Source organism: Streptomyces sp. NPDC031274, from assembly GCF_055570235.1.
Window position 1 is genome coordinate 197,728 of record NZ_JBVIHP010000015.1, and the last position, 24,674, is coordinate 222,401.

Here is a 24,674-nt window from a genome sequence, read left to right on the forward strand (position 1 = left end):
ACAGAAAGGCCCACCCGCGATGCCCCGCCAGGACCCGGGTTCCACGATCTGGTTCAGCCTCTCCATCGACGGCCAGAGCCTCGGCTACTTCAACGGATGCGAGGGGCTTTCGACGCAGGTGGAGGTCGAGCATCGCCAGGAGGGCGGCAACAACGGCTTCGTCTGGCAACTGCCGTCCCGCGTCACCTTCTCCACCATCCGGCTCACCCGTCCGCTCACCCCGGACACCACGAAGGTCGCCAAGTGGATCTCCTCCGTGCAGACGGGGATCAAGCGGCCCACGGCCGAGATCGCGGCGCTGCGCGCGGATGGTTCGGAGGTCGCGCGGTGGGGTCTTGTCGATGTGCTTCCCGTCAGTTGGCAGGGCCCCCGGCTCGACCCGAGCAGCCCGGCCGTCGCCACGGAGGTCCTGGAGATCGCCCACCACGGGTTCACGGACTGAGCGGCCTCAAAGAGCAAGGGGCCCGGGGTCCGAGTGACCCGGGAGTCCGGAGAGAGTAGCGGGAGACACCCACATGCCCCAGAGCAAGGGCGCAGGCAAGAGCCTCGTACGCGCCAGCCTCGCCATTCACGAGCCCCCCATCGGCACCAGCACCTCGCCGGGCGGGCTCATGAAGACGTTCGAATTCGACTTCAACCCGTCGCAGCTGACCATCGGCCGCCGGGCCAACTGGACGGTGACGCCGACGGCGGACAACCGCGACGGCGCGATGCCGGAGTTCATGGGTTCGGAACAGCGTGAGATGAGCGTGGAGATCTTCCTCGACTCCTCCGACCGGCCGACGAGCAACGTGGTCCTGAAGAAGGTGCAGACGCTCCTCGACTGCTGTGGGGTGACGTCCATGAGCAAGAACGCCGACCAGCCGTCGCCGCCGTGGGTGATCTTCCAGTGGGGGTCGTTCAAAACGGCTCGGTTCGTCGCCTACGTGGCTTCCGTCGACGCCTCGTACACCCTCTTCGGCACCTCGGGCATACCCATCAGGGCCACCTGCCAGCTGCGGCTGCACGAGATCCCGAGCGATGCCCTGGCGCAGAACCCGACCTCCGGTGCGCTCACCGCGCAGAGAGTGCACCGGGTCGTCGCCGGTGACTCGCTGCAGTCGCTCGCCTGGCGCGAGTACGGCGACGCCACGGTGTGGCGGACCATCGCCGAAGCCAACGGGATCGACGACCCGGCCGCGCTCGCGTCCGGCACCGAACTCGTGCTGCCCGCGGCGCAGGAGGTGGGTCGCTGATGGCCAACACCGCCTTTTCCAGTGTCATGAAGGTGAAGCTCGGCGGGGCCAAGATCCCCGACGAGTACAGCCGGATGTTCGTCGACGGCTGGGTCGACCAGGGCGCCGGGGTGCCCGCCGCGTTCCGGCTCACCTTCCGCGACCCGCACCGCCTGCTCCTCAAGGAGCTCAACGTGAAGTTCGGCACCCCGGTGGTGCTGACCCCGGTGGCCGACGGGCAGGGCTCCGGCGACCCGCTCCTCACCGGTGAGGTCACCGCCCTGGAGGCCGACTACGACGGCACAGGATCCTTCACCGTCATCCGCGGCTACGACCTCGGGCACCGCTTCATGCGCAGGCGCCGCGTGGTCGCGTACACGAACGAGACCGCGTCCTCGATCGTCAGGAAGCTGGCGGGGCTCGCGGGCGTTCCGGTCGGGAAGATCGAATCCACCCGCGCGAGCTACGAGTTCATCAGCCAGGCCAACGTCTCCGACTGGGACTTCATCACCCGGCTCGCGGACGAGAACAAGATGGTGATGTCCCTCGACGCCAAGGGCAAGTTCAACTTCGTCTCGCCGAAGCCCTCGTCGGGCGCGCCGTCGCCGAGCGGCGGCCGGAGCGCGAAGAACCCTCTCGTCCTGAAGTCCGGGACCGACATCCTGCGCCTGCGCACCTCCGTGACCGCCGCCGACCAGGTGGCCGAGGTGGAGGTGCGCGGCTACGACGTCGCCAACGCGCGGGAGATCGTGGAGACTTCGCGCCGCGCCGACAATCCGGTCTTCTCCATCGGCAGCTCGCCGAAGAAGGCCGCGGCCGCCTTCAAGAAGACCAAGCTCGTACAGACCTCGGTGCCCTACGACAAGCAGCCCGAGGTCAAGCACGCCGCCGACGCGCTCTTCGACGACGTGTCCTCCTCGTTCTCCGAACTGGAGGTGATCGTCCACGGCAACCCCAAGCTGCGTCCTGGCGTGCCGGTGGCGCTCGCCGACGTCGGCTGGCCCTTCCAGGGCAAGTACACGACGACCTCCGTGCGGCACGTGTTCGGCAACGGGCAGCGTTACGAGTCCTGGGTGACCGTCAGCGGCCGCCAGTGGCGCTCCCTGTACGGGCTCACATCGGGCGGTACGGAGAGCGAGCCGCGGCTGCCCGGAGTGGCCAACGCCGTCGTCACGGACGTCGACAAGAAGGACGACCAGGCCCGCGTGAAGCTGAAGTTCCCGTGGCTGGACGACACGTACGTCAGCGACTGGACGCGCTGTGTGCAGCTCGGCGGGAAGCGCGGCGGTGGCATCTTCCCGATGGACGTGGGCGACGAGGTCCTCGTCGGCTTCGACCGGGGCGCGCTCGACCACCCCTTCGTGATCGGCGGGCTCTACAACGGCAAGGACAATCCGACCCGGAACAAGGCACCGCTGTACTCCGGGGCGCGCAACCAGGCGAGCCGCCACACCATCTCCGACCGCACCGGCAACCGCGTCGACCTGCTCAGCCAGCGCGTGGGCACCCACCGAGGCGTGAAGGTCAGCACGGGCGACGACAAACTGACCGTCCATCTCGACCGCGCGAAGACCGAGATCACCGTGGACAGCAAGGGCTCGGTGACCATCAAGGGCAGCCGCTCCGTGTCCGTCCGGGCTGGGACCGACCTCACGCTGAGCGCCAAACGCAATGTGTCCATCCAGAGCGGCGGGATACTCAGCCTGCGGGCCGGGAGCGCCGTCAACGTGAACGCGGGCGGCGGCGGGTTCAGCGTCAACGCATCGATGTTCAACGTGCGGGCGGCCGGTATGGCGTCCCTCATCGCTACGGGCGGGGTCACGATGAACACCCCTGGGGCGATGGCGCTCACTTCCGGCGCCCTGATGACCCTGACCTCCAGCAACCTCACAGCGAACATGCCCCTGATCGGGCTGAACGGGACGGTCCTGATCAAGGGGAAGCCCTTGCCCTTCTGATGACCCCTGTGACCCCTGTGACCCCGCATCCCGAGAGAGGACAGGTGCTTTCCTGATGGCCGAACAGTTCGTCGGCTCCGGCTGGGCGTTCCCGCTGCGCATCGGCCCCACCGGGGGCATCGCCCTGGTCAGTGGGGAGCGCGAGGTCGAGGAGGCCATCCGGCTCGTCCTCGCCACCGCACCCGGCGAGCGTCCGATGCGCCCGGAGTTCGGCTGCGCCATCCACGAACTGGTGTTCGCGCCGGTCAACGAGCAGACCGCGGGCCGCATCCAGCACGAGGTCTATCTGAGCCTTGACCGCTGGGAGCCGCGCATCGAGGTGCACGAGGTCGAGGTCACCGCGGGCGATGACCAGTCCGTGCTGTACATCGACGTGCGCTACGGGATCCGCGGCACCAACAACCCACGCAGCCTCGTCTTCCCCTTCTACGTCATTCCCTCCCACGAGGAGCCGGGAGCCGCGGAGACGTCCGACGGCCCCGGCGCCTTCCCCGAAAGCGACCGCTGATGCCCCTGCAGAGCCCCAACCTCGACGACCGCCGCTTCCAGCAGTTCGTCGACGACGCCAAGCGCTACATACAGCAGCGCGCCCCGGAGTGGACCGACCACAACGTCTCCGACCCCGGCGTCACCCTGGTAGAGACGGTCGCGCACATGGCGGACCAGATCGTCTACCGCCTCAACCGCGTCCCGGAGAAGAACCACCTGGCCTTCCTCGACCTGGTCGGCATCACGCTGTTCCCGCCGTCCGCCGCGCGCACCGACGTCACCTTCTGGCTGTCCGCGCCTCGCGACGAGGTGGTGGCCGTGCCGGTCGGCACCGAGGTGACGACGCTGCGCACCGAGACCGAGGACGCCGTCGTCTTCGCCGCCGAGCACGACCTGCGCATCGTCCCTTGCATGCTGCGGCATCTGATGGTGCAGCGCCGCGGCGAGCCCGTCACCGACCGCACCGCCGACCTCGCCGAGGGCACCGACGTGCTGTGCTTCGCCGAGGCCCCGGCCGCCGGTGACTGCCTGCTGTTCGGTCTGACCGCCGCGGTGCCGCACTGCGCGGTCGCCATCGAGCTCGACAGCCGTGTCGACGGCGTCGGCGTCGACCCCCGCCAGCCCCCGCTGGTCTGGGAGGCGTGGACGGCGGACGGCTGGCAGCCGTGCGAGGTGCACCGTGACGGCACCGGCGGCCTCAACCGGCCCGGCGACGTGGTCCTGCATGTCCCCGGCGGGCACGTCCTGTCCCGCAACGGCGGCCACGAGGCGGGCTGGCTGCGCTGCCGCGTCACCGAACCGCTGGCCGACCAGCCCTTCTACACCACCTCGCCGACGGTGCGCTCCAGCGACGCCTGCACGATCGGCGGCACCACCGGTGTCGTACACGCGGACACGGTGTACGACGAGGCGCTCGGTGAGGCCACCGGGCTGCCCGGTCAGCGGCTGCGTCTCGCCCACGCGCCCATCGTCGGCGACGACCCGCCGGTGCTTCTTCAGACCGCCGAGCACAACGGCTGGGAGGACTGGCAGGTGGTGCGGCACTTCGCCGAGTCCCGCCCCGACGACCGGCACATCACCCTGGACGCGGCCACCGGCGACATCGCGTTCGGCCCCTCCGTCCGCGAGGCCGACGGCTCCCTGCGCCAGTACGGCAGGGTCGCCCCCAAGGGCGCCGTCATCCGCGCCCGCCGCTACCGCACCGGCGGCGGCCGGGCCGGCAACGTGGCCCGCGGCGCCCTGAGCGTGCTGCGCACCTCCATCCCGTACGTCACCGAAGTCATCAACCGGGAGGCCGCGCACAGCGGGGTCGACGGCGAGACGGTCGAGGAGGCGAAGGTCCGCGCCCCCATCACACTGCGCGCCCAGGAGCGCGCCGTGACCCTGCGCGACTACGAGGAACTCGCCCGCCGAGCCGCGCCGGAGACCGCCCGCATCATGTGCCTTGAGGGCAAGCGCGACGACTACGGGGCGCACGCGGTGCGCGTCCTGGTCGTGCCGCAGGCGGTGCCCGACCCCGGCGGGCGGCTGCGGTTCGAGCAGCTCGTCCCCGGCGACGCGCTGCTCGGCCGCATCACCCGCCATCTCGACGAACGCCGTCTCATCGGCACCCGTCTCGCCGTCGGCCCGCCGTACTACCAGGGCATCACGGTGGTGGCCACGGTGCACGCGTTCCGCGGTGTGGAGACCGACCGGGTGCGGCGCGCCACCCACGACGCCCTCTACCACCACCTCGACCCGCTCACCGGTGGCGCGGACGGCAAGGGCTGGCCCTTCGGCCGCCCCGTCCAGGCGGGCGAGATCTTCGCGGTCCTGCAGCGGGTGCCCGGCGTGGAACTGGTCGACGAGGTCGTCCTGCACCAGGCCGATCCACTGACCGGCAAGCGCGGCGAACGGACCGACCGCATCGACCTGGAGCCGTCCGCCCTGGTGTTCTCCTTCGACCACCGCGTACGGGTCATCGGGGACGCCACATGAGGGGCTCCGTCGACGGCCTCGGCTCCTCCGCGCCCATCGGGATGATGCTCCCGGCCGTCTTCGCCGACGACGACCTGGCCCAGCGGTTCGTCGCGGGCCTCGACGATGTCCTTGCGCCGATCCTGAACGTCCTCGACTGCCTGGACACGTACTTCGACCCCGCGCTCACCCCGGTCGACTTCGCCGAGTGGCTCAGCATCTGGGTGGGCGCGGAGACGGACGGCATCGAGTCCGAGGCACGGCTGCGCGCCGCCGTCGCGGCCGCGGCAGCGCTGCACCGGGTACGGGGCACGCGACAGGGCCTGTCGGAGGCGGTGCGCCTCGCGTTCGGCACCGCACCGGAGATCACCGAGAGCGGCGGCGCGGCGTGGAGCGCCCGCCCCCGCGGTCCGGTCCCCGGCAGTCCCCGCCCCCACCTCCACGTGGCGCTCCAGCTGGCAGAGCCGACCCCGGCGGACACCCACCGCCTGGACACGCTCGTGGCCGCAGCCCGCCCCGCCCACATGCCCTACACCGTCACCGTCACGGCCGCCGAAAGGACTCTGGAGTCATGACCAGGCAGAACTGCACCGAGTGCGACGCCCGCGTGGAACCGGGCCAGTCGTTCTGCGACGCCTGCGGCGCCGTCCTCAGCTGGGATCCGGCCGGGGCGCGCTCGGGGGCGGCTTCGGCCGCCGACTCGGGTGCCCACGCCAACTCCGGGGCCGGGGCGCAGTCCGACGCCGGCCACGGCTGGGACGGCTTCGCGCGTTCGGACCGTACGGCACCCGCCGCGTCCGGCCCCGGGGGCGCCCCCGGGGCCGGTCCGGTACCGCCCCCGGCCGCCGATCCGCGCGCCGACTCCGGCCTTCCCCTCCGCCCCCACCCGGCGGCGCCTTCGGAGCCCCCGGCCGCCGCCTCACCCCAACCTCCCTACCAGTCCCCGGACTTGACGGACACGGCGCCCAACGATCCGGTGCCCGCGTACACCCCGGGGCCGGACACCGTCCGTTCCCTCCTGGTCCCCGTCTCGGACCCCGAGGGCACCCCGCCGCCGCCGGGCGTGCGTCCCGTCCTGCCCGGACGGCCCGACGCCCAGCGCCCGCACGTGCGCGTGCCCAGCGCGCAGCCCCAGACCGGAAACGGCCCGCCGTGCCAGTGGTGCGCCACCCCGAACCGCCCCGACCGGCACTTCTGCGCCCGCTGCGCGATGCCGCTCGCCGAGACCGCGGACCAGACGCAGGCGCCGCTGCCGTGGTGGCGCCGCCTCATGGGTCCCGGCCGCAACCAGACGCCCTGGGCCGGTGAGCGCCCCCGGCTGCGCCGCGTGTTCGACAACATCGGCGGCTGGATCACCGCGGCCCTCGTCGTGACCGCGCTCATCTTCACCGCGGTGTACCTGCCCGACGGCATCCAGGCCACGCGCGACCATTTCGCCAAGCGCGTTCCGGTCGAGCCGGACGAGATCCACGCCTCGAAGTCGTACGAGGGCCATCCGGTGAAGCGGGCCTTCGACAAGCTCAACAACACCTGGTGGGGACCCGGTGTCGCGGAGTCGGGCCAGGGCGAGTGGATCGAAGTACGTTTCGTCCGGCCGACCCGCCTGCTCGACGTCATCATCACGCCGGGCGTGTCGGTCCAGGCCGACCAGCTCTCCAAGTCCGCCCTGCCCCACCGCGTCAAGGCCACGATCACCAAGAAGGACGGCACGACCACGACCCGGGAACTCTCCTTGGACCCGGGCCCGGGTGCCCAGCGCCGGTCCTTCCGCGTCGGTGACGTCACCCGCGTCCGCTTCACCATCGAGTCGTCCCACGCCGCGTCCGCCAAGAAGCAGGTGGCCATCGCCGAGGTCGAGCTCTTCGGCCCGTCCGACGGCAGCCGGACCTGAGGGCGACTTCTCCGATGTGTCGTAGTTCACCGCGCGGACGGCGCTGGTCCGGAACATTCGGATACGAGTCGTCGTTCTACTGGGTGTGGCTGCGGAGGGGACAGTGTCCCCGGGCCCACCTATAGCCCATGGGGAAGATCGTTCGGCTGAAGTCCCATGGAGCCTTTCGCCGAGAGGCGACCGCCCTCCGCGTGTCACGCTTTACGGCCCCGGCTGGTCTCCCCCGTCCAGCCGGGGCTTTCCCGTGCCCACGGGGCATCGATGTCTACAGGGCATCGGCGAGCTCTTCGACCTGGTCGGCGAGGTGGGGGTCGGGGTGCGGCACGCGCCCCATGCCGAACTCCTCCACGGTGTCGACCCTCAGGCGGCGCACGGCGTCATGCAACTGCTTGGGCAGGCGGGTTCCGCGAGCCGCCGTGGCCGGACGCCGCGCACAGGAAGTGCGCGGGGCGGGCGGCCCGGCGAGGGTGATCGCCTGCTGTTCCCAGAATTCGGCGTCGCGGAGTTCACCGCGACTGAGGTGGTAGAGGTGCAGGCACTGGGCGGCGACGGCGTTGCCCGCGCCGGCGGAGAACTGCCACCAGAACTGGGCGCCGTCGTGGCAGCCGGCCAGGCTGAGCAGGCAGGCGAAGTGCAGCGTCCCCTCCGGATCGGGCCCGTCGGCGACGAACCGGGCCAGGTGTCCGGCGGCGTCGCGCTGGTGCAGGACCTGGGTGGACAGCACGTCGAGTCGGGTGGCCGCGTGCCCGTGGACGGTGGGCAGACGGCCGACCGGGGCGGGGACGGGCCCGAGCATGAGGATCTCGGTGACGTCGCGGACGACTTCCTGGCGAAGGCCGTCCAGGTCGGCGTCGGTGAACACGTCCTCTTCCACTGCGACGTGGGCGAGGATGTCGTCGATTCGGCTTGGCACAGTGCTACTCCGTCTCGTTGGTGATCGGCAGGCCGAGCTTGATGGCGATGCGCTGATACGCCAGCCGGCGGTGGGATCGGACGGTGTCAGGCTTGATGCCCATGATCTTGGCTATGTGCGGCGAGGTGTAGCCCAGAACGTAAGAGAGCACGAAGACGTCGTACTGGCGCTCCGGAAGTCCGGCTATCGCGGAGTAGAGCCCCAGAGGGGATTCCATCGCCGCGAACTTGCAGCGCGCGGCCTCCAGCGTGGCGCGCGCGGTGTCCTGGAGGGCGGCCGCCTGCGCGGACGGCGACCCGGCGGGCCGCCCCGCAAGCCGCAGCTGCGTCCCCACCCGCTGCTTGAGCAACTTCCACGCATACGCCTCGGGGCTCTCTTCTTTGGCGACGTGCGGCCAGTTCAGGGCCAGGTGGCCAAAGCAACGGCGCACCACGCTCTTGGCGGCCTGCTTGTCCCCGAGCGTCCGGAGGGCATAGCGCAGGTGGGGCCTTTCGCAGACGGCGAAGAGCGCCTCCAGGTCCGGCGGTATCTCGTAGGACAGGCCGGCGAGGTCGTCCAGATTGGGGTAGCCGGCCAGGGCGTCAGGGGTTCCTTTCGGCTCGTCCGCGTCCTCGGACGGCTGCGATCCCGTGTGTTCGCTCATCGCTGGGACCCCTCGTCACTGGATGCGGCGGTCAACGAGGGGGCAGCGTCGGCAGGGTGGCCGCTCTTGAGCAGTTCATTGGCGCCCACGCGCACACCGGCGCGCAGCAGGCGGCGCGTCAGATGCCGGGCGTCTGGGGCGAAGACCCGTAGCGCGGTGATGACCGCGGTCGCGGCGAGTACATCGTCGAGGGTGAAGGGCACTGTTTCTGTCCTTTGTCCTGCTGGCGGCGGTCCATCCCGCATCAGGTGCGGGCCGCCGGAGAACGCCGATGTCCTCAACCGCAGGATTTCGGATCGGAGGGGGCAAACGCGTATGCCAGAGGCAATCAATTTTCGACGCAAAGTGACTGACTAGTAACCGTAGGGCAAAACGAGCGTTCGAGAGTGAACGATCGGTAACGAACTCTCACTCTACGTACGGACGCCTGGCCAGCGGAAATCCACTCGCTCACCACCGTCGCAGCGCACGCCTGTTCCCACGAAATCCCTTGCGTGCACCGGTCGTTGACACTCAGAAGTAGCGACCCATGTGACAGAAGTCACCTCTTGTTGTCCAACTCCGTTCACCAGCAAGGCCGCTGATATATGCGGCAGGCCAACTTCGCTCGCTGCGGGCCGGGTTGGCACCTACACCGTTCCTGATGGGCCCGGCGTCGAACATGCCGCCGCGTCCGGGATCGCCACGGCGACCCCGGACGGCGCTCGGCGGCTACCGCGCCTGCTGCGGCTACTGTGGGGGATGGAGCTTGCGGAAGTACGTCCAGCTCGTCTCGTTCGGTTCGCTCCACTTCTCCGGGGCCTGGGCGAACTCCGGGTGGTGGTCGGCGATGTAGGCGCGGGTGCGCTCGGGGACCTCGGTGTACGAGCCGAGCTTGCGACCCCGGCAGTGGTAGGTGAGGCCGCCGGGGCGCTGGCCGCGGGCCATCCACGGAAGCCACGGCGACATCCGGGTCCACGACATGGTGGCCGGGACGCTGGGCGCCTGGCCTGCCAGATCAGCGCGGTCGGCGAAGAACTGGAAGAGCTCAAGGGCCTTGTACGTGTCGCCCGCCGAGTGGACCGGGTACTCGGCCACCGGCAGCGGCGAGGGGTAGGCGAGCGGGATCTCCAGGCTGAAGCAGACCTGCTCGCCGAGATCGGTCGTCGGGATCGGGAAAGGGCGCCATTTCTGGTTCGCCGGGTCGTTCCAGATGTGCACCACCGGCAGGTCCTGCCAGGTCTCCAGGATCTCGCGGGTGACGGGGTCCAGGTAGAAGGCAGCCTCGCGGGTGAGCAGTTGATAGGAGTCGGGGCCACCTTCGGCGTCCTGGACGAGGCGAGCGACGTTGAGCCCTTCGAAGCCGAAGAGGCGCTGGTAGGGCTCATCGGGGGCCCAGGAGTACACGTCGCCGGACCACCAGTACGTGACCTCATCGCCATCGAGCGAGGCCCGGGTGCGGGCGAAGGAACGGAGCAGCTCTGCGGGTGTTGTCATACGGACCACTGTGCGCGACAGCCGCCCCGGCCGGGCGGGAAACACCGCCGCCGCGCAGGATTCGTGCCGCCGCCGGTCGGCGGCCTTCGAGGGCGCTGACCAGGACGTGAGGAAGACAGACAAGGGCCGTCGCCGTCGGCCGCGGCACGGACGACGACACCGGCGGCTTCGTAGGACGAGACCGGCGGCTTCGTAGTTGGGGGCAGGGCCACCTCCCGACCCTCTCCTCGGCAGGAGGAGATCCCAGTCATCACGCATCGCGCCATCACTCGGTCCGGTGGACCGGCTGCTCTGCACCCCTCTCCGGGCTCCGCGCTGAGGGAGAGTGGCCGCGTGCATCGCCGGATCATCACCTTCGTAGCCCTCGCCCTGCTGAGTACCGCCGGGTGCGCCTCCGTGACGCCGGGCGGCGATCCGGATCGGCTACCGCCTCGCCAGTCGCTCGCGCCCACGGGCGGCACGGTCCCGTCGCCGATCGCGTCCCGCTCCCCCGCCGTGCAGCCCTCGGCCCGGGACGCGTTGGTCGAGAGCGGTACGAGCAAGCCCCAGGGCAGGAAGGCCAAGAAGGTCACTGAGGCCAAGGAGGCGACGCGCCGCCGCGAGGAGCCCGCCACCGTCGACCACAGGCGTCCGGCGCCTGCCCCTCCGCGTCCCCCCGTCCACCGGGCGCCGGCGCCGGTCCGGTCCACGGCGCAGCGCCCTCCGCGGCGTCCCGCACCTGTGGCACCGCGTCCCGCGCGGCCACGGCAGACGTACGACGGCAAGGTGGTGTGCCGGATGGCGGACGGCGTGGTCGACCCGGCCACCCTGGCGTTGTGCCGGGATCAGCTCGGGCGCTGAAAGCCCTGTGCAGTACTCCCCCTGTACTCCCCTTTTCCTTGCCTGAAAGCACGGAGTGCGCGGCTTCGGAGGAGCGGCGGGAACGGATGGCACGGGAGTGGACGTCAGCAGAACATCAGCAGGACGTGAGCGTCAGCACACAACCTGTTGATCGCGTGGAGCCTCTTAGGGCACAAACGCAGTATCTGGTGACCTGGTCGACAAGGGGGTAGCGCCGCGCACGCGTGTCTGCAGCGCTCGAGCCCCTGGTCTTCGTGGAAGCAGAAGGAGCTCCAGCCCGTGCAGCAGACCGTCGAGAGCATCCCTGAGACTGAACGGGTGCAGCTGTCCGTTCACACATCGGACCCGATTTCCCGGGCCGGAGTGCTCACCCAGCTCCGTCAGTACCCGGAGATCGAGTTGGTGGACACCGCCCGGCAGGACCGCGGCCAAGTCGCCCTGCTGGTCGTCGGCTCCGTGGACGAGACGACTCTGCTGGAACTGCGCACGCTCGTCCATGTCAAGGGCGTCCGGGCGGTCCTGGTGGTGGACCGGATGCGGGAGGCCGACCTGTTCGACGTCGCCGGATGCGGGGTCACCTCGATCGTATGGCGACGAGACGCGACACCGGCTCGGCTGCTTCGGGCCATACTCGCGGCCCACCGAGGTGACGGGGACCTGCCGGCCGATCTCCTTGGCACATTCCTCACCCGGATGGGGCAGCTCAAGAGCAGCGCACCCGGCCCGGCCGGACTCCCCACGATGGGAATGACGTCGCGGGAGGTCGAAGTCCTTCAGTTAGTGGCCGAAGGTCATGACACCGGGCAGATAGCGGTCAAGCTCGCGTACTCCGAACGGACGGTGAAGAACGTCCTGCAGAATCTGACCTCCCGTCTCCAACTGCGCAACCGCACCCATGTAGTGGCCTACGCGGTGCGTGCGGGCTACATCTGAGGTCGTACACGGCGATGTCGTACGCGGTGATGTCCGTACGCGATGAGGCCGTACGCGGTGATGCCGTACGCGGACGGCAGCCCGCAGTCCCGCGCAGCCGAGCACGACGGGGGCTGGACCACCTGCTCGCCCAACCCCCGTTCCCCCCCTTGCGCCTATCCGACTTGTGCCTATCCGACGGCTACGGCACCGCGCAGCGCCTCACGCGTCAGCGCGATCACTTCCGCCGCGCGCGGGCTGAGGTAGAAGTGGCCCCCGCGGAACGTCTGGATGCGGAACGCGGCTGTCGTGTGGGAGCGCCACACGTCCGCTTCCGCCACCGTCGTCTTCGGGTCGTCGTCGCCCACCAGTGCGGTGATCGGGCAGCCGACGGTCGCGTCCACCGGACCGTACGTCTCGATGGCCCGGTAGTCGCTGCGGATCGCGGGCAGCACCATCCGCAGCAGCTCCTCGTCACCGAGTACTTGGGCGTCGGTGCCGCTCATGGCCTTCATCTCGGCCACGAGCCCGTCGTCGTCCCGCTGGTGGACGTTCTCCTGGCGTCGCGTCGACGGTGCACGCCTGCCGGAGGCGAACAGCATCGCGGGCGTGTGGCCCTGTTCCTCGAGCCTGCGCGCGACCTCGAAGGCGAGGATCGCGCCCATGCTGTGCCCGAAGAACACCACGGGCCGGTCGAACAGCGGCGCCACCACGGGCGCGATGCGGTCGGCAAGGGCGCCGATGTCGTCCACGTTCGGTTCCATCCGCCTGTCCTGGCGGCCGGGGTACTGGAGGGCCGACACATCGCTGTCGCTCGCGAGCGCGGCCGAGACGGGGAAGTAGAAACTCGCCGAGCCACCCGCGTGCGGGAAGCACACCAGCCGTACCGGGGCGTCCGGTGCGGGGTGGAACCGGCGGAGCCAGAGGTCGCTGCCGTCGGTAACAGTCATGTTGATCGTCCGTTCTGCTGTGGTGGTTGTCGTACTCGGCGTTCCGCTGTCTCTGTCGCGCTCAGCGGGAGTTGGTGTCGGCGTTGTGCCGGTCGTCGGCCAGCCAGGTCCGTACGGCGAGCGCCGTCGACTCCGAGTGGTCGTCCATGATCGTGAAGTGGTCGCCGGGGACGTCGGCGTCCTCGTGCGGCAGGGGCCACTGCGGCCGCCAGTCGTCCTCGGTGTCCAGTGCCTGCGACTCCCCGGGCGGGAAGGTGGCGTGCACGTACAGCGTCGGCGCGTCGATCGGTTCGGGCTCCCAGTCGCCGAACACCCGCAAGTAGCCGCCCTGACCGGTGAGTTGCGCGCCGGACATCAGCTCGAACGCCTCGCTGGTGGCCGCGCGCTGCCGCAGTGCCTCCTCAAGGCGGCCCTCGAACGAGGTCGTCGCGGTGTAGGTGTCGACGAGCACCACCGCCATCGGTGTGCCGCCCTCCTTCTCGAGCAGCGCGGCGACCGCGTTGGCCAGCCACCCGCCCGACGAATAGCCGACGAGCACGAACGGGCGGTCGCCCGCCTGCCTCATCACGGCCTCGGCCTGGAAGCGTACGACCGCCTCCCTGGTCGCGGGCAGCGCCTCCCCAGCGGCGAACCCGGGGTTGGGCAACACGGTCACGTCCCGCTCGCCCGCGAACACGGGGGCGAACCGGCCGAAGTAGTGCGGCCCTGAGGGCGCCATCGTCGGCGGGAGGCAGAGCAACGGGATTCCGGGTCCTGTCGCCAGGGTGACCGGCGGCAGTGCGGGCACCTCGTCCGGCGTCTCGAACACCGGCCGCACCCGCGCGGCGGCGTTCACCATCTGCCACCCCTCCTCGTACAGGCCGAGGTCGCAGGCCTGCCGGTACAGGCCGGTGAGCGTGTCCTCCACCGCCAGGGCAGCGGTCGCGGCGGGGGCGTCACCCCCCGTGTCGACCGCGGCACCCGAAGCGAGTTCACGCCGGAGGTACCCGGCGAGCGCCGGTCCTGTCGGCTGGTCGAACACGACGGTGGTGGGCAGGCGAAGCCCGGTCGCGCCCGCGAGCCGGTTGCGCAGTTGCAGCGCGGTCAAGGAGTCGAGGCCGAGCTGGGTCAGGGCGCCGGAGACATCGAGCTCCTCCGGCTCGTAGCCGAGCACGGCCGCCGTCTGGTCCCGGACGAGCAGCAGGAGTTCCTGCCCCTGCTCCTCCTCAGTCAGACCGGCGAGCCGCTGCGCCAACGGCTCCTCGCTCACGGCGGCCGCCTTGGCGGCCCGCGGGCGCACGAGACCGCGCAGCAGCGGAGGCACCTCGTCGGGCCCGCCGCGCAACGCACCGAGGTCGAGCCGCATCGGCACCACGACCGCGTCGCCCGCCGCGCATCCGAGGTCGAACAGCGCGAGGCCCTGCTCCTCGGTCAGGCCCGCGACCCCGGAGCGGGAGAGCCGCGCCACGTCGGTCTCCCCCATGTCGCCGGTCATCGCGCTTGCCGTCTCCCACAGGCCCCACGCCAGTGACGTGGCGGGAAGTCCGGCGGCCCTGCGGTGGTGGGTGAGCGCGTCGACGAACGCGTTGGCCGCCGCGTAGTTGCCCTGGCCGGGGCCACCGAGGATGCCCGCAGCCGAGGAGAACAGCACGAACGCGGACAGGTCCAGGTCCCGGGTCAGCTCGTGCAGGTTCCAGGCAGCGTCGACCTTGGGCCGGAACACCTTGTCGATCTGTTCCGGGGTCAGCGAGCTGATCGTGCCGTCGTCCAGGACGCCCGCCGAGTGCACCACGCCGGTCAGCGGGTGGTTCGATGGCACCGCGGCGAGGAGCTCCGCCAGCGCGACGGGGTCGGTGACGTCGCAGGCGGCGAACGTCACGTGCGCGTCGAGGGCGGTCAGTTCGGCGCGCAGGGCGTCGGCTCCGGGTGCGGCGGCGCCGCTGCGGCTCGCGAGGACGAGGTGCCGGACACCGTGCTCGGTCACCAAGTGCCGGGTGACGAGGCCGCCGATCATGCCGGTGGCGCCGGTCACCAGGACGGTGCCGCCGGGCGCGAACGCGATTCCGGAGTCCGTGTCGGACGGCCGGGTCCGTGCGATGCGCGGCACCAGGACGTCACCGGTGCGCACCGCGAGTTGCGGCTCGGACGCGGTGAGGGCGGCGGGCAGTACCGGCCAGGACGTGCCGTCCCCGTCCACGTCGACCAGCGTGAACCGGTCGGGGTTCTCGGACTGTGCCGACCGGATCAGGCCCCACACCGTCGCGTCGGCGATGTCGGGCACGTCCTCGTCAGGGCCGGTCGCGACGGCCCCGCGGGTCACGAAGACGAGGCGGGATCCGAGGAACCGGTCGTCGGCCAGCCACTCCTGGGCGAGGCGCAGCGCGCGCAGGGCGGCGGTGCGGGCGGCGGCGACCGGCTCGGCGTCGTCCTCGACGCACGGGACGACGACAAGGCCCGGTACTCCGGTCTCGGCGAGGGCAGCGAGGTCTTCGTGCTCCTCGACGGCGATACCGGCGGCGGCCAGGCCCGCGCCGACCTTCAGGTCGTCCGGGCCGACGACTGCGCAACCGCGGACGGGAGCGGGGGTGGCCGCACGGGTCGGTGCGGCCACCCACTCCAGCCGGAACAGTGAATCGCGGTGGCGCGCACCCCATTGGTCGGCGGCGATCGGCCGCAGTACCAGGGATGCGACCGTCGCCAGGGGATTCCCCTGTACGTCGGTCAGTTCCAGGGAGACGGCGTCGGGTCCGGCAGGTGTGAGCCGTACCCGCGCCGCCGTGGCACCGGTCGCGTGCCACCGGATCCCGCTCCAGGAGAACGGGAGCCGGGGCCGACCGGCGTCTTCGACGAGGCCGCCGAGCATGCAGGCGTGCAGCGCGGCGTCGAGCAGCGCCGGGTGGAGCCCGAACGACGCGGCGTCCCGGTGCTGGTCCTCGTCAAGACTGATCTCGGCGTACACGGCGCCCTCGTCGCGCCATGCCGCCCTGAGGCCCTGGAAGGCGGGCCCGTAGGCGAACCCGGCTCCTTCCAGGCTGTCGTAGAGGCCGTCGATGTCGACGGGCTCGGCTCCGGCGGGCGGCCACTGCGTGACGGTGGCCGGCTCGGCGGGTGCTCCGGTGGTGAGGAAGCCGGTGGCGTTCCGGGTCCAGTCCGCGACGGTGGCCGGGTCGTCCGGGCAGGAGTCGATGTTCAGCGCCCGCCGGCCCGAGCCGTCGTCGCCGCCGACCGTCACCCGCAGCCGCACCCCACCGCGTTCGGGCAGCACCAGGGGCGCGGCGAGCGCCAGTTCCTCCACCTCGTCGAGGCCGAGCCTGCCGCCCGCCGCCAGCGCGATCTCCGCGAAGGCGGTGCCGGGCAGGAGCGTCGTCTGTGCGACGGCGTGCTCGGCGAGCCACGGGTGGGTGTCCGTGCCCAGCCTGCCGGTGCACACCAGGCCCTGCTCGTCGGCGAGTTCGACGACGGCGCCGAGCAGCGGGTGGTCGGCGTCCGCCAGGCCGAGACCGCCGGCCGCTTCGACGAAACGCAGATCACGGGGAGCGTCCAGCCAGTAGTGCTTGCGCTGGAAGGGATAGGTGGGCAGGTCCACGTGCTGTCCGGCGGGCACCGTCTGCCGCCACTCGAACGGCAGGCCTTCCACGTACGCCTCTGCGGCAGACAGCAGGAACCGGTCGAGGCCGCCCTCGTCCCGGCGCAGCGTGCCCACCATGACGGCGTCACCACCGGTGGCCTCCACCGTCTCGGACACGCCGATGGTGAGGACGGGGTGGGGGCTGCACTCCACGAACGCGCCGACGCCGTGCTCCAGCAGACCGCGCGTCGCATCCTCGAACCGCACGGTGTTGCGCAGATTCTGATACCAGTACTCGGCACCCACCTCGGTACCGGTCAGCCACTCCCCCGTGACCGTGGACAGCATCGGCACACCCGCGCGCAGGGGCTCAACGCCCGCAAGGACAACGGCCAGTTCTTCCTGGATGCGCTCCACATGCGGGGAGTGGGAGGCGTAGTCGACAGGCACCCGGCGGGCGCGTACCTCATCGGCCGCGCACGACTCGATCAGCTCGTCCAGTGCGTCGGCGTCACCCGCCACCACCACCGAACGCGGGCCGTTGACCGCGGCGACCGATATCCGCCCGTCCCACCGCGCGATCCGCTCCCGCGCGGCATCGATGGATACCGCGAGGGACACCATGCCGCCCTGACCCGACAACGCCAGGATCGCCTTACTGCGAAGCGCCACCACCTTGGCGGCATCACCCAAGGAGAGCGCCCCCGCCACGTGCGCGGCAGCGATCTCACCCTGGCTGTGCCCCACCACCGCGTCCGGCTCCACACCGTACGAACGCCAGAGCGCGGCAAGGGACACCATCACCGCGAACAACGCGGGCTGCACGACATCCACCCGCTCCAACTCGGCCGCGTCAGCCAGCACTTCATGGAGCGACCAGTCCACATACGGAGCAAGCGCCTCAGCACACGCGTCGAGAGAGGCACGGAACGCGGGCGACGACTCCGCCAGCTCCGCACCCATACCCAGCCACTGAGAACCCTGGCCCGGGAACACGAACGCCACCTTGCCGACAGGCCGCGCCACACCGACCGCCACCCGAGCAGACTCCGCACCACCGGCCACCGCCGTCAGCGCCTCAGCACCACCCGCCACCACCACAGCCCGATGATCGAACACCGACCGCGACAGCAAGGCGTCCGCCACGTCCACGGGCGTCAATCCATCGTTCACCGACGCGAGCTGGGCGGCGTAGGCCCGCAGAGCGCCCTCCGTACGTGCGGAGAACACCAGGGGGACCAACCCGGATGGCACCGGCCCGGACGTCGACGGCAAGTCGGCGGGGGTCTCGTCGGGTGCCTGCTCAAGGATGGTGTGTGCGTTCGTCCCGCTCACGCCGAACGACGACACGCCCGCCCTGCGCGGTCGGCCGAGGTCCGGCCACGGCCGGGTCTCCGTCAGCACCTCGACCTCGCCCGCCGACCAGTCCACGTGCGGGGAGCGTTCGGTGATGTGCAACGTCTTCGGGAGTTCGCCGTGCCGCAGCGCCATCACCATCTTGATCACGCCACCGACACCGGCGGCGGCCTGGGTGTGGCCGATGTTCGACTTCAGCGAGCCCAGCCAGAGGGGCTCTCCGGCGCGGTCCTGGCCGTAGGTGGCGAGGAGGGCCTGCGCCTCGATGGGGTCGCCGAGGGTGGTGCCGGTGCCGTGCGCCTCTACCGCGTCCACGTCGGACGGCGTGAGGCCCGCGCTGGCCAGGGCCTGGCGGATGACGCGCTGCTGCGAGGGACCGTTCGGGGCGGTGAGGCCGTTGGACGCGCCGTCCTGGTTCACCGCGGATCCTCGTACGACCGCGAGGACCTGGTGGCCGTTGCGTCGGGCGTCCGAAAGGCGCTCGAGGACCAGCATGCCGACCCCTTCGCCCCAGCCGGTGCCGTCGGCACTGTCGGAGAACGCCTTGCAGCGGCCGTCCGGGGCCAGGCCACGCTGCCTGCTGAACTCCACGAAGGTCGCCGGGCTCGCCATCACCGTCACGCCACCCGCGAGGGCCAGCGTGCACTCACCGGAGCGCAGCGCCTGGGCCGCGAGGTGCATCGACACCAGCGACGACGAGCACGCCGTGTCCACGGTCACCGCGGGGCCTTCGAGGCCGAACACGTAGGAGACGCGGCCGGACGCGACGCTGCCCGAACTGCCGACGCCGAGCTGGCCCTCGAATCCCTCCGGAGAGCGCCCGAGCCTGGCGGCATAGTCGTTGTACATCACGCCCGCGAACACACCGGTCGCGCTTCCGCGCAGCGACTTCGGGTCGATACCGGCCCGCTCGAACGCCTCCCAGGAGGTCTCCAGGAGCAGTCGCTGCTGCGGGTCGACCGCGAGCGCCTCGCGCGGTGACATGCCGAAGAACGCCGGGTCGAACTCGGCGGCGTCGTGGAGGAAGCCACCCGACTTGACGGTGCTGGTGCCGGTGTTCTCGGGGTCGGGGTCGTAGAGCGATTCCACGTCCCAGCCCCGGTTGTCCGGGAAGTCGGACACCGCGTCACGGCCCTCGGCGACGAGGCGCCACAGGTCATCCGACGAGCGCACTCCGCCGGGGTAGCGGCAGCTCATGCCGACGATGGCGATCGGCTCGTCGTCGGCGGCGGCCGTGCGGATGATCGGCGTGCGCGTCTCTTCGTCGCCGAGGAGCGTGGCGCGCAGATGCTTCGCGAGGGCCAGGGGCGTCGGATAGTCGAAGACCAGCGTGGCGGGCAGGCGCAGGCCGGTGGCCGCGTCGAGCCGGTTGCGCAGCTCGACCGCGGTGAGCGAGTCGAACCCGAGCTCGTCGAAGGCCCGCTCCGCTTCCACCGCCGCGGCGGAATCGTGGCCGAGCACGGCGGCGACACAGGTGCGTACGAGATCGAGCAGTGCGGGGAGGCGCTCGTCCTCCGGCAGCGCGGAGATCCGCGCCGCCAGGCCCCCGTCGGCCTTGACGGCCCCGGGGCGCGCCGTGCGCACCAGTGAGCGGAGCAGCGGGGGGACGGTCTCGGGGCGGGCCCGCAGTGGCGCCAGGTCGAGGCGCATGGGCACGGCCACGGCGGAGGGCAGCGCGAGGGCGGCGTCGAAGAGGCGCAGCCCCTCCTCGGCGGACAGCGCGGTGACGCCGGCCCGCGCGAGGCGTCCCCGGTCGCTCTCGGCGAGATCGTCGGTCATACCGCTCGCGTCCGCCCACAGGCCCCAGGCGAGCGATGTCGCGGGCAGGCCTCGCGCTCGCCGGTGCTGGGCGAGCGCGTCCAGGAACGCGTTGGCAGCGGAGTAGTTGGCCTGCCCCGCGTTGCCGAACGTGCCCGCGGCGGAGGAGAAGAGGACGAATGCCGAGAGGTTCAGGTCGCGGGTCAGCTCGTGCAGGTTCAACGCCGCGTCGACCTTGGGCCGGAACACCGTGTCGATGCGCTCCGGGGTCAGCGACTCGATCACACCGTCGTCCAGGACACCCGCCACGTGCACGACGGCCGTCACGGGGTGCTCGGCGAGCAGCGCCGCCACCGCGTCCCGGTCCGCCACGTCACACGCCACGGCGGCGACTTCGGCACCCAGTGCTTCCAATTCACCGCGCAGGGCGCCTACTTGACCGCGCCTGCTGGCGAGCACCAGCTGCCGTACCCCGTGACGTACGACCAAGTGCCGTGCCACAAGCCCGCCGAGCATCCCGCTCGCACCGGTCACAAGAACCGGCCCAGAGCCGAAGCCCGCCCCCTCTTCCTCCGCTGCGGGACGGGCCCGCACGAGCCTCGGCGCGTGCAGTTCACCGGCGCGCAGGGCCAGTTGGGGCTCACCGGTCGCGACGGCGCCCAGCAGGGTCTGGGCCGTGGCAGTCGACCAGTCGGTGTCGGTGTCGGTGTCGATGAGCACGAACCGGCCGGGGTGCTCGGACTGTGCCGCGCGCAGGAGGCCCCACACCGGGGCATTGGCCAGGTCGAGGACGTCCTCGTCGGGTCCTGCCGCCACCGCGCCGCCGGTGACGAACACCAGCCGCGCCGAGCCGAACCGGTCGTCGGCGAGCCAGGCACGCACCAGGGCCAGCGCCCTGTACGTGGCCTGCGCGGGGTCGGCGGCCGGGGGCACGGGGGCGAACACGAGGTCCGGCACCCCGTTCTCCGCCAGCGCGGCCAGGCCTGCGTCACCCGGGTCCCAGTCCCCCAGGACCGCCCAGCGGGACGAGGGCGAGTCGGCGGGCCGCACCTGCGTCCAGTCGACCCGGAACAGTGAGTCGAGGCGGTCGCCGGTGAGGCCGTCCGCCGTCAGGGGGCGCAGCGACAGTTCCTCGACCGAGGCGACGGGGGCGCCGGTGCCGTCGGTCAGGGCGATCGCGACGCCCGAGGCGCCCGCCGGGGACAGCCGCCCCCGCAGCGCCGACGCGCCGCTGCTGTGCAGCCGCACACCGCGCCAGGAGTACGGCAGGTGCAGCCGCTCCGTGTCGGTGACGAAGTCGCCGAGGCCGATGGCGTGCAGTGCGGAGTCGAGCAGCGCGGGGTGCAGGCCGAAGGAACCCGCGCTGTCCTGGTCGGGCAGCTCAAGGTCGACGAACACCTCGTCACCGCGGCGCCATGCCGCACGCAGCCCGCGGAACGCCGGTCCGTAGCCGAGGCCCGAATCGGCGAGGTCGTCGTAGCGGCCCTCGATGTCGATGCGCTCGGCTCCGGCGGGCGGCCAGGCCGCCGCCTCCTCAGTGGTCGGGGCCGCGGCGCCCGCCGCTCCCGCCGTCAGCGTGCCGAACGCGTGCCGTGTCCACGGCTGGTCGTCGGCCGCGTCGTCGGCCCGTGAGTAGACGCTCAGCGCGCGGCGCCCGGACTCGTCCGGGGCCCCGACGGACACCTGGAGTCGTACGGCGCCGTCCGCGGGCAGGATCAGCGGCGCCGCCAGTGTCAGCTCCTCGATGTCGTCGAGCCCGACCTGGTCGCCCGCCCTGATCGCCAACTCCACCAACGCGGCGCCGGGTACGAGGACCACGCCTCCGACGGTGTGGTCGGCCAGCCACGGGTGCGTGACCAGGGAGAGCCTGCCGGTGAGCAGGGCGCCCTCCTCGTCGGCCAGGGTGACCGCGGCGCCGAGGAGCGGGTGGTCGGCGGGGCGCAGGCCCACCGATGCCACGTCGCCGACGTGCGCGCCGACGTCCAGCCAGTACCTGGTGCGCTGGAACGGGTACGTGGGCAGCTCGGTCCGCCGTGCGCCGCGGCCCGCGAAGACCGCCTGCCAGTCGAGGGCGACGCCCCGCACGTGCAGTGCCGCGACCGCCGAGGTGAGCGTGGCCCCCTCGGGCCGGTTCGCGCGCGCCCCGGCGACAAGGAGCGCGCCCTCGTCGGCGCAGTCGCGGCCCGCGGCGGTCAGCACCGCGTCGGGGCCGAGCTCCAGGAAGTTGGTGACGCCCTGCGCACCCAGGCTCCGTACGCCGTCGAGGAACCGGACGGCCTCGCGGACATGACGTACCCAGTGCTCCGGGTCGCGCGCCTGCTCCGGGGTGAGCAGGGCGCCGGTCAGGGTGGAGACGATCGGAATCGCCGGGGTGCCGTAGGTGATGGTCCTGGCGACGGCGCGGAAGTCGTCGAGGACGGCGTCCACGTGCGGTGAGTGGAACGCGTGGCTGACCCGCAGGTACCGGGTCTTGCCGCCGCGCTCCCGCCACGCGCCGTCGATCGCGGCCACGGCGTCGGCGTCGCCCGCGATCACCGTGGACTCGGGGCCGTTGACCGCCGCGATGTCCACCGTGCCGCCGTGCTCGGCGACGAGGCCGCGGACGGTGTCCTCGTCCGCGCGCAGCGAGAGCATCGCCCCGCCCTCGGGCAGCGCGCCCATCAGCCTGCCGCGGGCGGCGACAAGCTTGCACGCGTCGGCGAGGGAGAACACGCCCGACACGTGCGCCGCCGCGAGTTCCCCGATGGAGTGGCCCGCGAGGAACTGCGGGGTGAGGCCCCACGCGGTGACGAGGCGGAACAGCGCCACCTCGATCGCGAACAGCGCGGGCTGCGTGTAGGTGGTCAGGTCGAGCAGGGCGGCGGCCTCGGTGCCGGGCTCGGCGAAGAGCACGTCACGCAACGGCCGGTCCAGGTGCGGGTCCAGGCCCGCGCAGACCTCGTCGAGGGCTTGGGCGAACAGCGGGAACTCCCCGTACAACTCCTGCCCCATGCCCACCCGCTGGCTGCCCTGTCCGCTGAACAGGAACGCGAGCTTGCCGCGTGAACCGACCGTGCCGCGGACCAGGTTCGGTGCCTCGCCACCTGCCGCCAGGGCCTGCAGACCGGCCAGCAGTTCCGCGCGGTCCGCGCCGACGACGGCGGCACGGTGCTCAAGGGCGGTCCTGCTCACGGCGAGCGAGTAGCCGATGTCCACCGGCGTCTCGTCCAGGCCGTCCCTGCCGCCCAGGTGAGAGATGAGGGTGGCGGCCCGCTCGCGCAGGGCGGCGGGGTCGTTGCCGGAGAGGACCCACGGCACGGCGTCGGCGAGGACGGGGTCGGCCAGTTCGGCGGGCCCGCCGAACTGGTCGTCCTGCTCGCCGTCCTGCTCGCCGTCGGCGTCCTCGGCCGGGGCCTGTTCGAGGACGACATGGGCGTTGGTTCCGCTGATGCCGAAGGACGACACCGCCGTTCTGCGCGGCTGCCCCGTCTCCGGCCACGGTCGCGCCTCGGTCAGCAGTTCCACGGCGCCCGCCGACCAGTCGACGTGCCGGGAGCGCTCGCCGACGTGCAGGGTCCGCGGAAGCACGCCGTGCCGCATCGCCATGACCGTCTTGATCACGCCCGCGACGCCCGCGGCGGCCTGTGTGTGACCGATGTTGGACTTCACCGAGCCGAGCCACAGCGGCCGGTCGGCGCGGCGGTCCCGGCCGTAGGTGGCGAGGAGCGCCTGGGCCTCGATCGGGTCGCCGAGCGTGGTGCCGGTGCCGTGCGCCTCGACCGCGTCGACCTGGTCGGCGGTCAGTCCGGCACTGTCGAGCGCCTGCCGGATCACCCGCTGCTGCGAGGGTCCGTTGGGCGCGGTGAGGCCGTTCGAGGCGCCGTCCTGGTTCACCGCCGAACCGCGCACGACCCCGAGGACGGTGTGGCCGTTGCGCCGGGCGTCGGAGAGCCGCTCGAGGAGCAGCATGCCGGCGCCCTCGCCCCAGCCGGTGCCGTCGGCGTCCTCGGAGAAGGACTTGCACCGGCCGTCCGCGGCGAGGCCCCGCTGCTTGCTGAAGCCGATGAACGTGTCCGGGGTCGCCATCACGGTGACACCGCCGGCGAGGGCGAGCGTGCACTCGCCGGAGCGCAGCGCCTGGGCCGCCAGGTGCAGCGTGACCAGGGAGGACGAGCAGGCGGTGTCCACCGTGACGGCGGGCCCCTCAAGGGCGAACGTGTACGACACACGGCCGGAGGCGACGCTGCCGAAGCTGCCGGTGCCGAGGAAGCCTTCGACTCCCTCCGGAACCGACCGCAGCCGTGACGTGTAGTCGTGGTACATCACCCCGGCGAACACGCCCGTCCTGCTGCCGCGCAGCGAGGACGCGTCGATCCCGGCCCGCTCGAACGCCTCCCAGGAGGTCTCCAGGAGTAACCGCTGCTGCGGGTCCATCGCCAGGGCCTCGCGCGGCGATATCCCGAACAGGCCGGGGTCGAAATCGGCCGCGTCGTGCAGGAACCCGCCCTCGGTACGGAACGCGCGGTCGGGGTCCTCGGGGTCGGAAAGCTCGACGTCGCCCCAGCCACGGTCTGCGGGGAACGCCGTCACGCCGTCGCGGCCGTTCGAGACCAGCTCCCACAGATCCTCGGGGGAACGTACGTCACCGGGGTAGCGGCAGCTCATACCGATGATCGCGACCGGCTCCTGCTCACCCTCCTCGACCTCGCGCAGGCGCCTGCGGGTGTCACGCAGGTCGGCGGTGACCCGCTTCAGGAAATAGCGGAGCTTGTCCTCGTTGTCCATCGTTCTC

At 71.6% G+C, this 24,674-nt stretch carries 15 protein-coding genes; 9 read left to right on the plus strand and 6 right to left on the minus strand.

Features of this window, described 5'->3' with window-relative positions; translation table 11 throughout:
• The first annotated feature begins 19 nt into the window (after positions 1-19).
• The 7 genes from ACZ5CR_RS24300 (at position 20) to ACZ5CR_RS24330 (ending at position 7,508) form a co-directional block, all read left to right on the plus strand.
• Entirely contained in the window at positions 20-442 is a 423-nt protein-coding gene (locus ACZ5CR_RS24300; RefSeq protein ID WP_453543737.1) for a phage tail protein, read from the plus strand.
• A gap of 73 nt (positions 443-515) precedes the next feature.
• The gene (locus ACZ5CR_RS24305) at positions 516-1,235 is read left to right on the plus strand and encodes a CIS tube protein (RefSeq protein WP_468860708.1); all 720 of its coding nucleotides are present in this window, start codon (positions 516-518) and stop codon (positions 1,233-1,235) included.
• Positions 1,235-3,172, plus strand: coding sequence for a VgrG-related protein (locus ACZ5CR_RS24310; RefSeq protein ID WP_468860710.1), 1,938 nt, complete (start codon positions 1,235-1,237; stop codon positions 3,170-3,172). Before ACZ5CR_RS24305 ends, ACZ5CR_RS24310 begins: the two co-directional genes overlap by 1 nt.
• Positions 3,173-3,227: 55 nt before the next feature.
• A complete protein-coding gene (locus ACZ5CR_RS24315; protein WP_468860712.1) occupies positions 3,228-3,680 on the plus strand; it encodes a GPW/gp25 family protein in 453 nt (150 codons plus the stop codon).
• Positions 3,680-5,638, plus strand: coding sequence for a putative baseplate assembly protein (locus tag ACZ5CR_RS24320; protein WP_468860714.1), 1,959 nt, complete (start codon positions 3,680-3,682; stop codon positions 5,636-5,638). The genes ACZ5CR_RS24315 and ACZ5CR_RS24320 overlap by 1 nt, the downstream gene beginning before the upstream one ends.
• A complete protein-coding gene (locus ACZ5CR_RS24325; protein WP_468860716.1) occupies positions 5,635-6,192 on the plus strand; it encodes a phage tail protein in 558 nt (185 codons plus the stop codon). Before ACZ5CR_RS24320 ends, ACZ5CR_RS24325 begins: the two co-directional genes overlap by 4 nt.
• On the plus strand, positions 6,189-7,508 hold the full coding sequence (locus ACZ5CR_RS24330; RefSeq protein ID WP_468860719.1) for an NADase-type glycan-binding domain-containing protein: 1,320 nt from the start codon (positions 6,189-6,191) through the stop codon (positions 7,506-7,508). Before ACZ5CR_RS24325 ends, ACZ5CR_RS24330 begins: the two co-directional genes overlap by 4 nt.
• Positions 7,509-7,773: 265 nt before the next feature.
• Here ACZ5CR_RS24330 and ACZ5CR_RS24335 read toward each other — a convergent pair whose 3' ends face one another.
• The 4 genes from ACZ5CR_RS24335 to ACZ5CR_RS24350 form a co-directional block, all read right to left on the minus strand.
• Entirely contained in the window at positions 7,774-8,421 is a 648-nt protein-coding gene (locus ACZ5CR_RS24335) for a hypothetical protein (protein ID WP_468860721.1), read from the minus strand.
• A 4-nt stretch (positions 8,422-8,425) separates the two neighbouring features.
• Positions 8,426-9,064: an RNA polymerase sigma factor gene (locus ACZ5CR_RS24340; protein ID WP_468860723.1), complete on the minus strand. Its 639-nt coding sequence runs from the start codon at positions 9,062-9,064 to the stop codon at positions 8,426-8,428.
• Positions 9,061-9,267 carry a hypothetical protein gene (locus ACZ5CR_RS24345; RefSeq protein ID WP_468860725.1) on the minus strand — a complete coding sequence of 69 codons (207 nt, stop codon included), beginning with the start codon at positions 9,265-9,267 and terminating at the stop codon, positions 9,061-9,063. Before ACZ5CR_RS24345 ends, ACZ5CR_RS24340 begins: the two co-directional genes overlap by 4 nt.
• Positions 9,268-9,793: 526 nt before the next feature.
• Positions 9,794-10,540 (minus strand): DUF1838 family protein, encoded by a 747-nt coding sequence (locus ACZ5CR_RS24350; protein WP_468860727.1) that lies wholly within the window; start codon positions 10,538-10,540, stop codon positions 9,794-9,796.
• A gap of 333 nt (positions 10,541-10,873) precedes the next feature.
• On the opposite strand from ACZ5CR_RS24350, the gene ACZ5CR_RS24355 reads away from it, so the two are divergent.
• Both ACZ5CR_RS24355 and ACZ5CR_RS24360 read left to right on the plus strand, forming a co-directional pair.
• Positions 10,874-11,380 (plus strand): hypothetical protein, encoded by a 507-nt coding sequence (locus ACZ5CR_RS24355; RefSeq protein WP_468860729.1) that lies wholly within the window; start codon positions 10,874-10,876, stop codon positions 11,378-11,380.
• Between the two features lie 279 nt (positions 11,381-11,659).
• A complete protein-coding gene (locus ACZ5CR_RS24360; protein ID WP_468860732.1) occupies positions 11,660-12,313 on the plus strand; it encodes a helix-turn-helix transcriptional regulator in 654 nt (217 codons plus the stop codon).
• A 170-nt stretch (positions 12,314-12,483) separates the two neighbouring features.
• Here the strand turns inward: ACZ5CR_RS24360 and ACZ5CR_RS24365 are convergent, their stop codons facing one another.
• Together ACZ5CR_RS24365 and ACZ5CR_RS24370 are read right to left on the minus strand one after the other, a co-directional pair.
• On the minus strand, positions 12,484-13,242 hold the full coding sequence (locus tag ACZ5CR_RS24365) for a thioesterase II family protein (protein ID WP_468860733.1): 759 nt from the start codon (positions 13,240-13,242) through the stop codon (positions 12,484-12,486).
• A gap of 61 nt (positions 13,243-13,303) precedes the next feature.
• The gene (locus tag ACZ5CR_RS24370) at positions 13,304-24,667 is read right to left on the minus strand and encodes a type I polyketide synthase (protein WP_468860735.1); all 11,364 of its coding nucleotides are present in this window, start codon (positions 24,665-24,667) and stop codon (positions 13,304-13,306) included.
• Between the last annotated feature and the right edge of the window lie 7 nt (positions 24,668-24,674).

Bases quoted from the DNA above. Each gene is read 5' to 3' on its own strand.
- ACZ5CR_RS24320 (WP_468860714.1), top strand. From the start codon at position 3,680: ATGCCCCTGCAGAGCCCCAACCTCGACGACCGCCGCTTCCAGCAGTTC.
- ACZ5CR_RS24350 (WP_468860727.1), bottom strand. From the start codon at position 10,540: ATGACAACACCCGCAGAGCTGCTCCGTTCCTTCGCCCGCACCCGGGCC.
- ACZ5CR_RS24340 (WP_468860723.1), bottom strand. From the start codon at position 9,064: ATGAGCGAACACACGGGATCGCAGCCGTCCGAGGACGCGGACGAGCCG.
- ACZ5CR_RS24365 (WP_468860733.1), bottom strand. From the start codon at position 13,242: ATGACTGTTACCGACGGCAGCGACCTCTGGCTCCGCCGGTTCCACCCC.
- ACZ5CR_RS24310 (WP_468860710.1), top strand. From the start codon at position 1,235: ATGGCCAACACCGCCTTTTCCAGTGTCATGAAGGTGAAGCTCGGCGGG.
- ACZ5CR_RS24305 (WP_468860708.1), top strand. From the start codon at position 516: ATGCCCCAGAGCAAGGGCGCAGGCAAGAGCCTCGTACGCGCCAGCCTC.
- ACZ5CR_RS24330 (WP_468860719.1), top strand. From the start codon at position 6,189: ATGACCAGGCAGAACTGCACCGAGTGCGACGCCCGCGTGGAACCGGGC.
- ACZ5CR_RS24315 (WP_468860712.1), top strand. From the start codon at position 3,228: ATGGCCGAACAGTTCGTCGGCTCCGGCTGGGCGTTCCCGCTGCGCATC.
- ACZ5CR_RS24300 (WP_453543737.1), top strand. From the start codon at position 20: ATGCCCCGCCAGGACCCGGGTTCCACGATCTGGTTCAGCCTCTCCATC.
- ACZ5CR_RS24370 (WP_468860735.1), bottom strand. From the start codon at position 24,667: ATGGACAACGAGGACAAGCTCCGCTATTTCCTGAAGCGGGTCACCGCC.
- ACZ5CR_RS24325 (WP_468860716.1), top strand. From the start codon at position 5,635: ATGAGGGGCTCCGTCGACGGCCTCGGCTCCTCCGCGCCCATCGGGATG.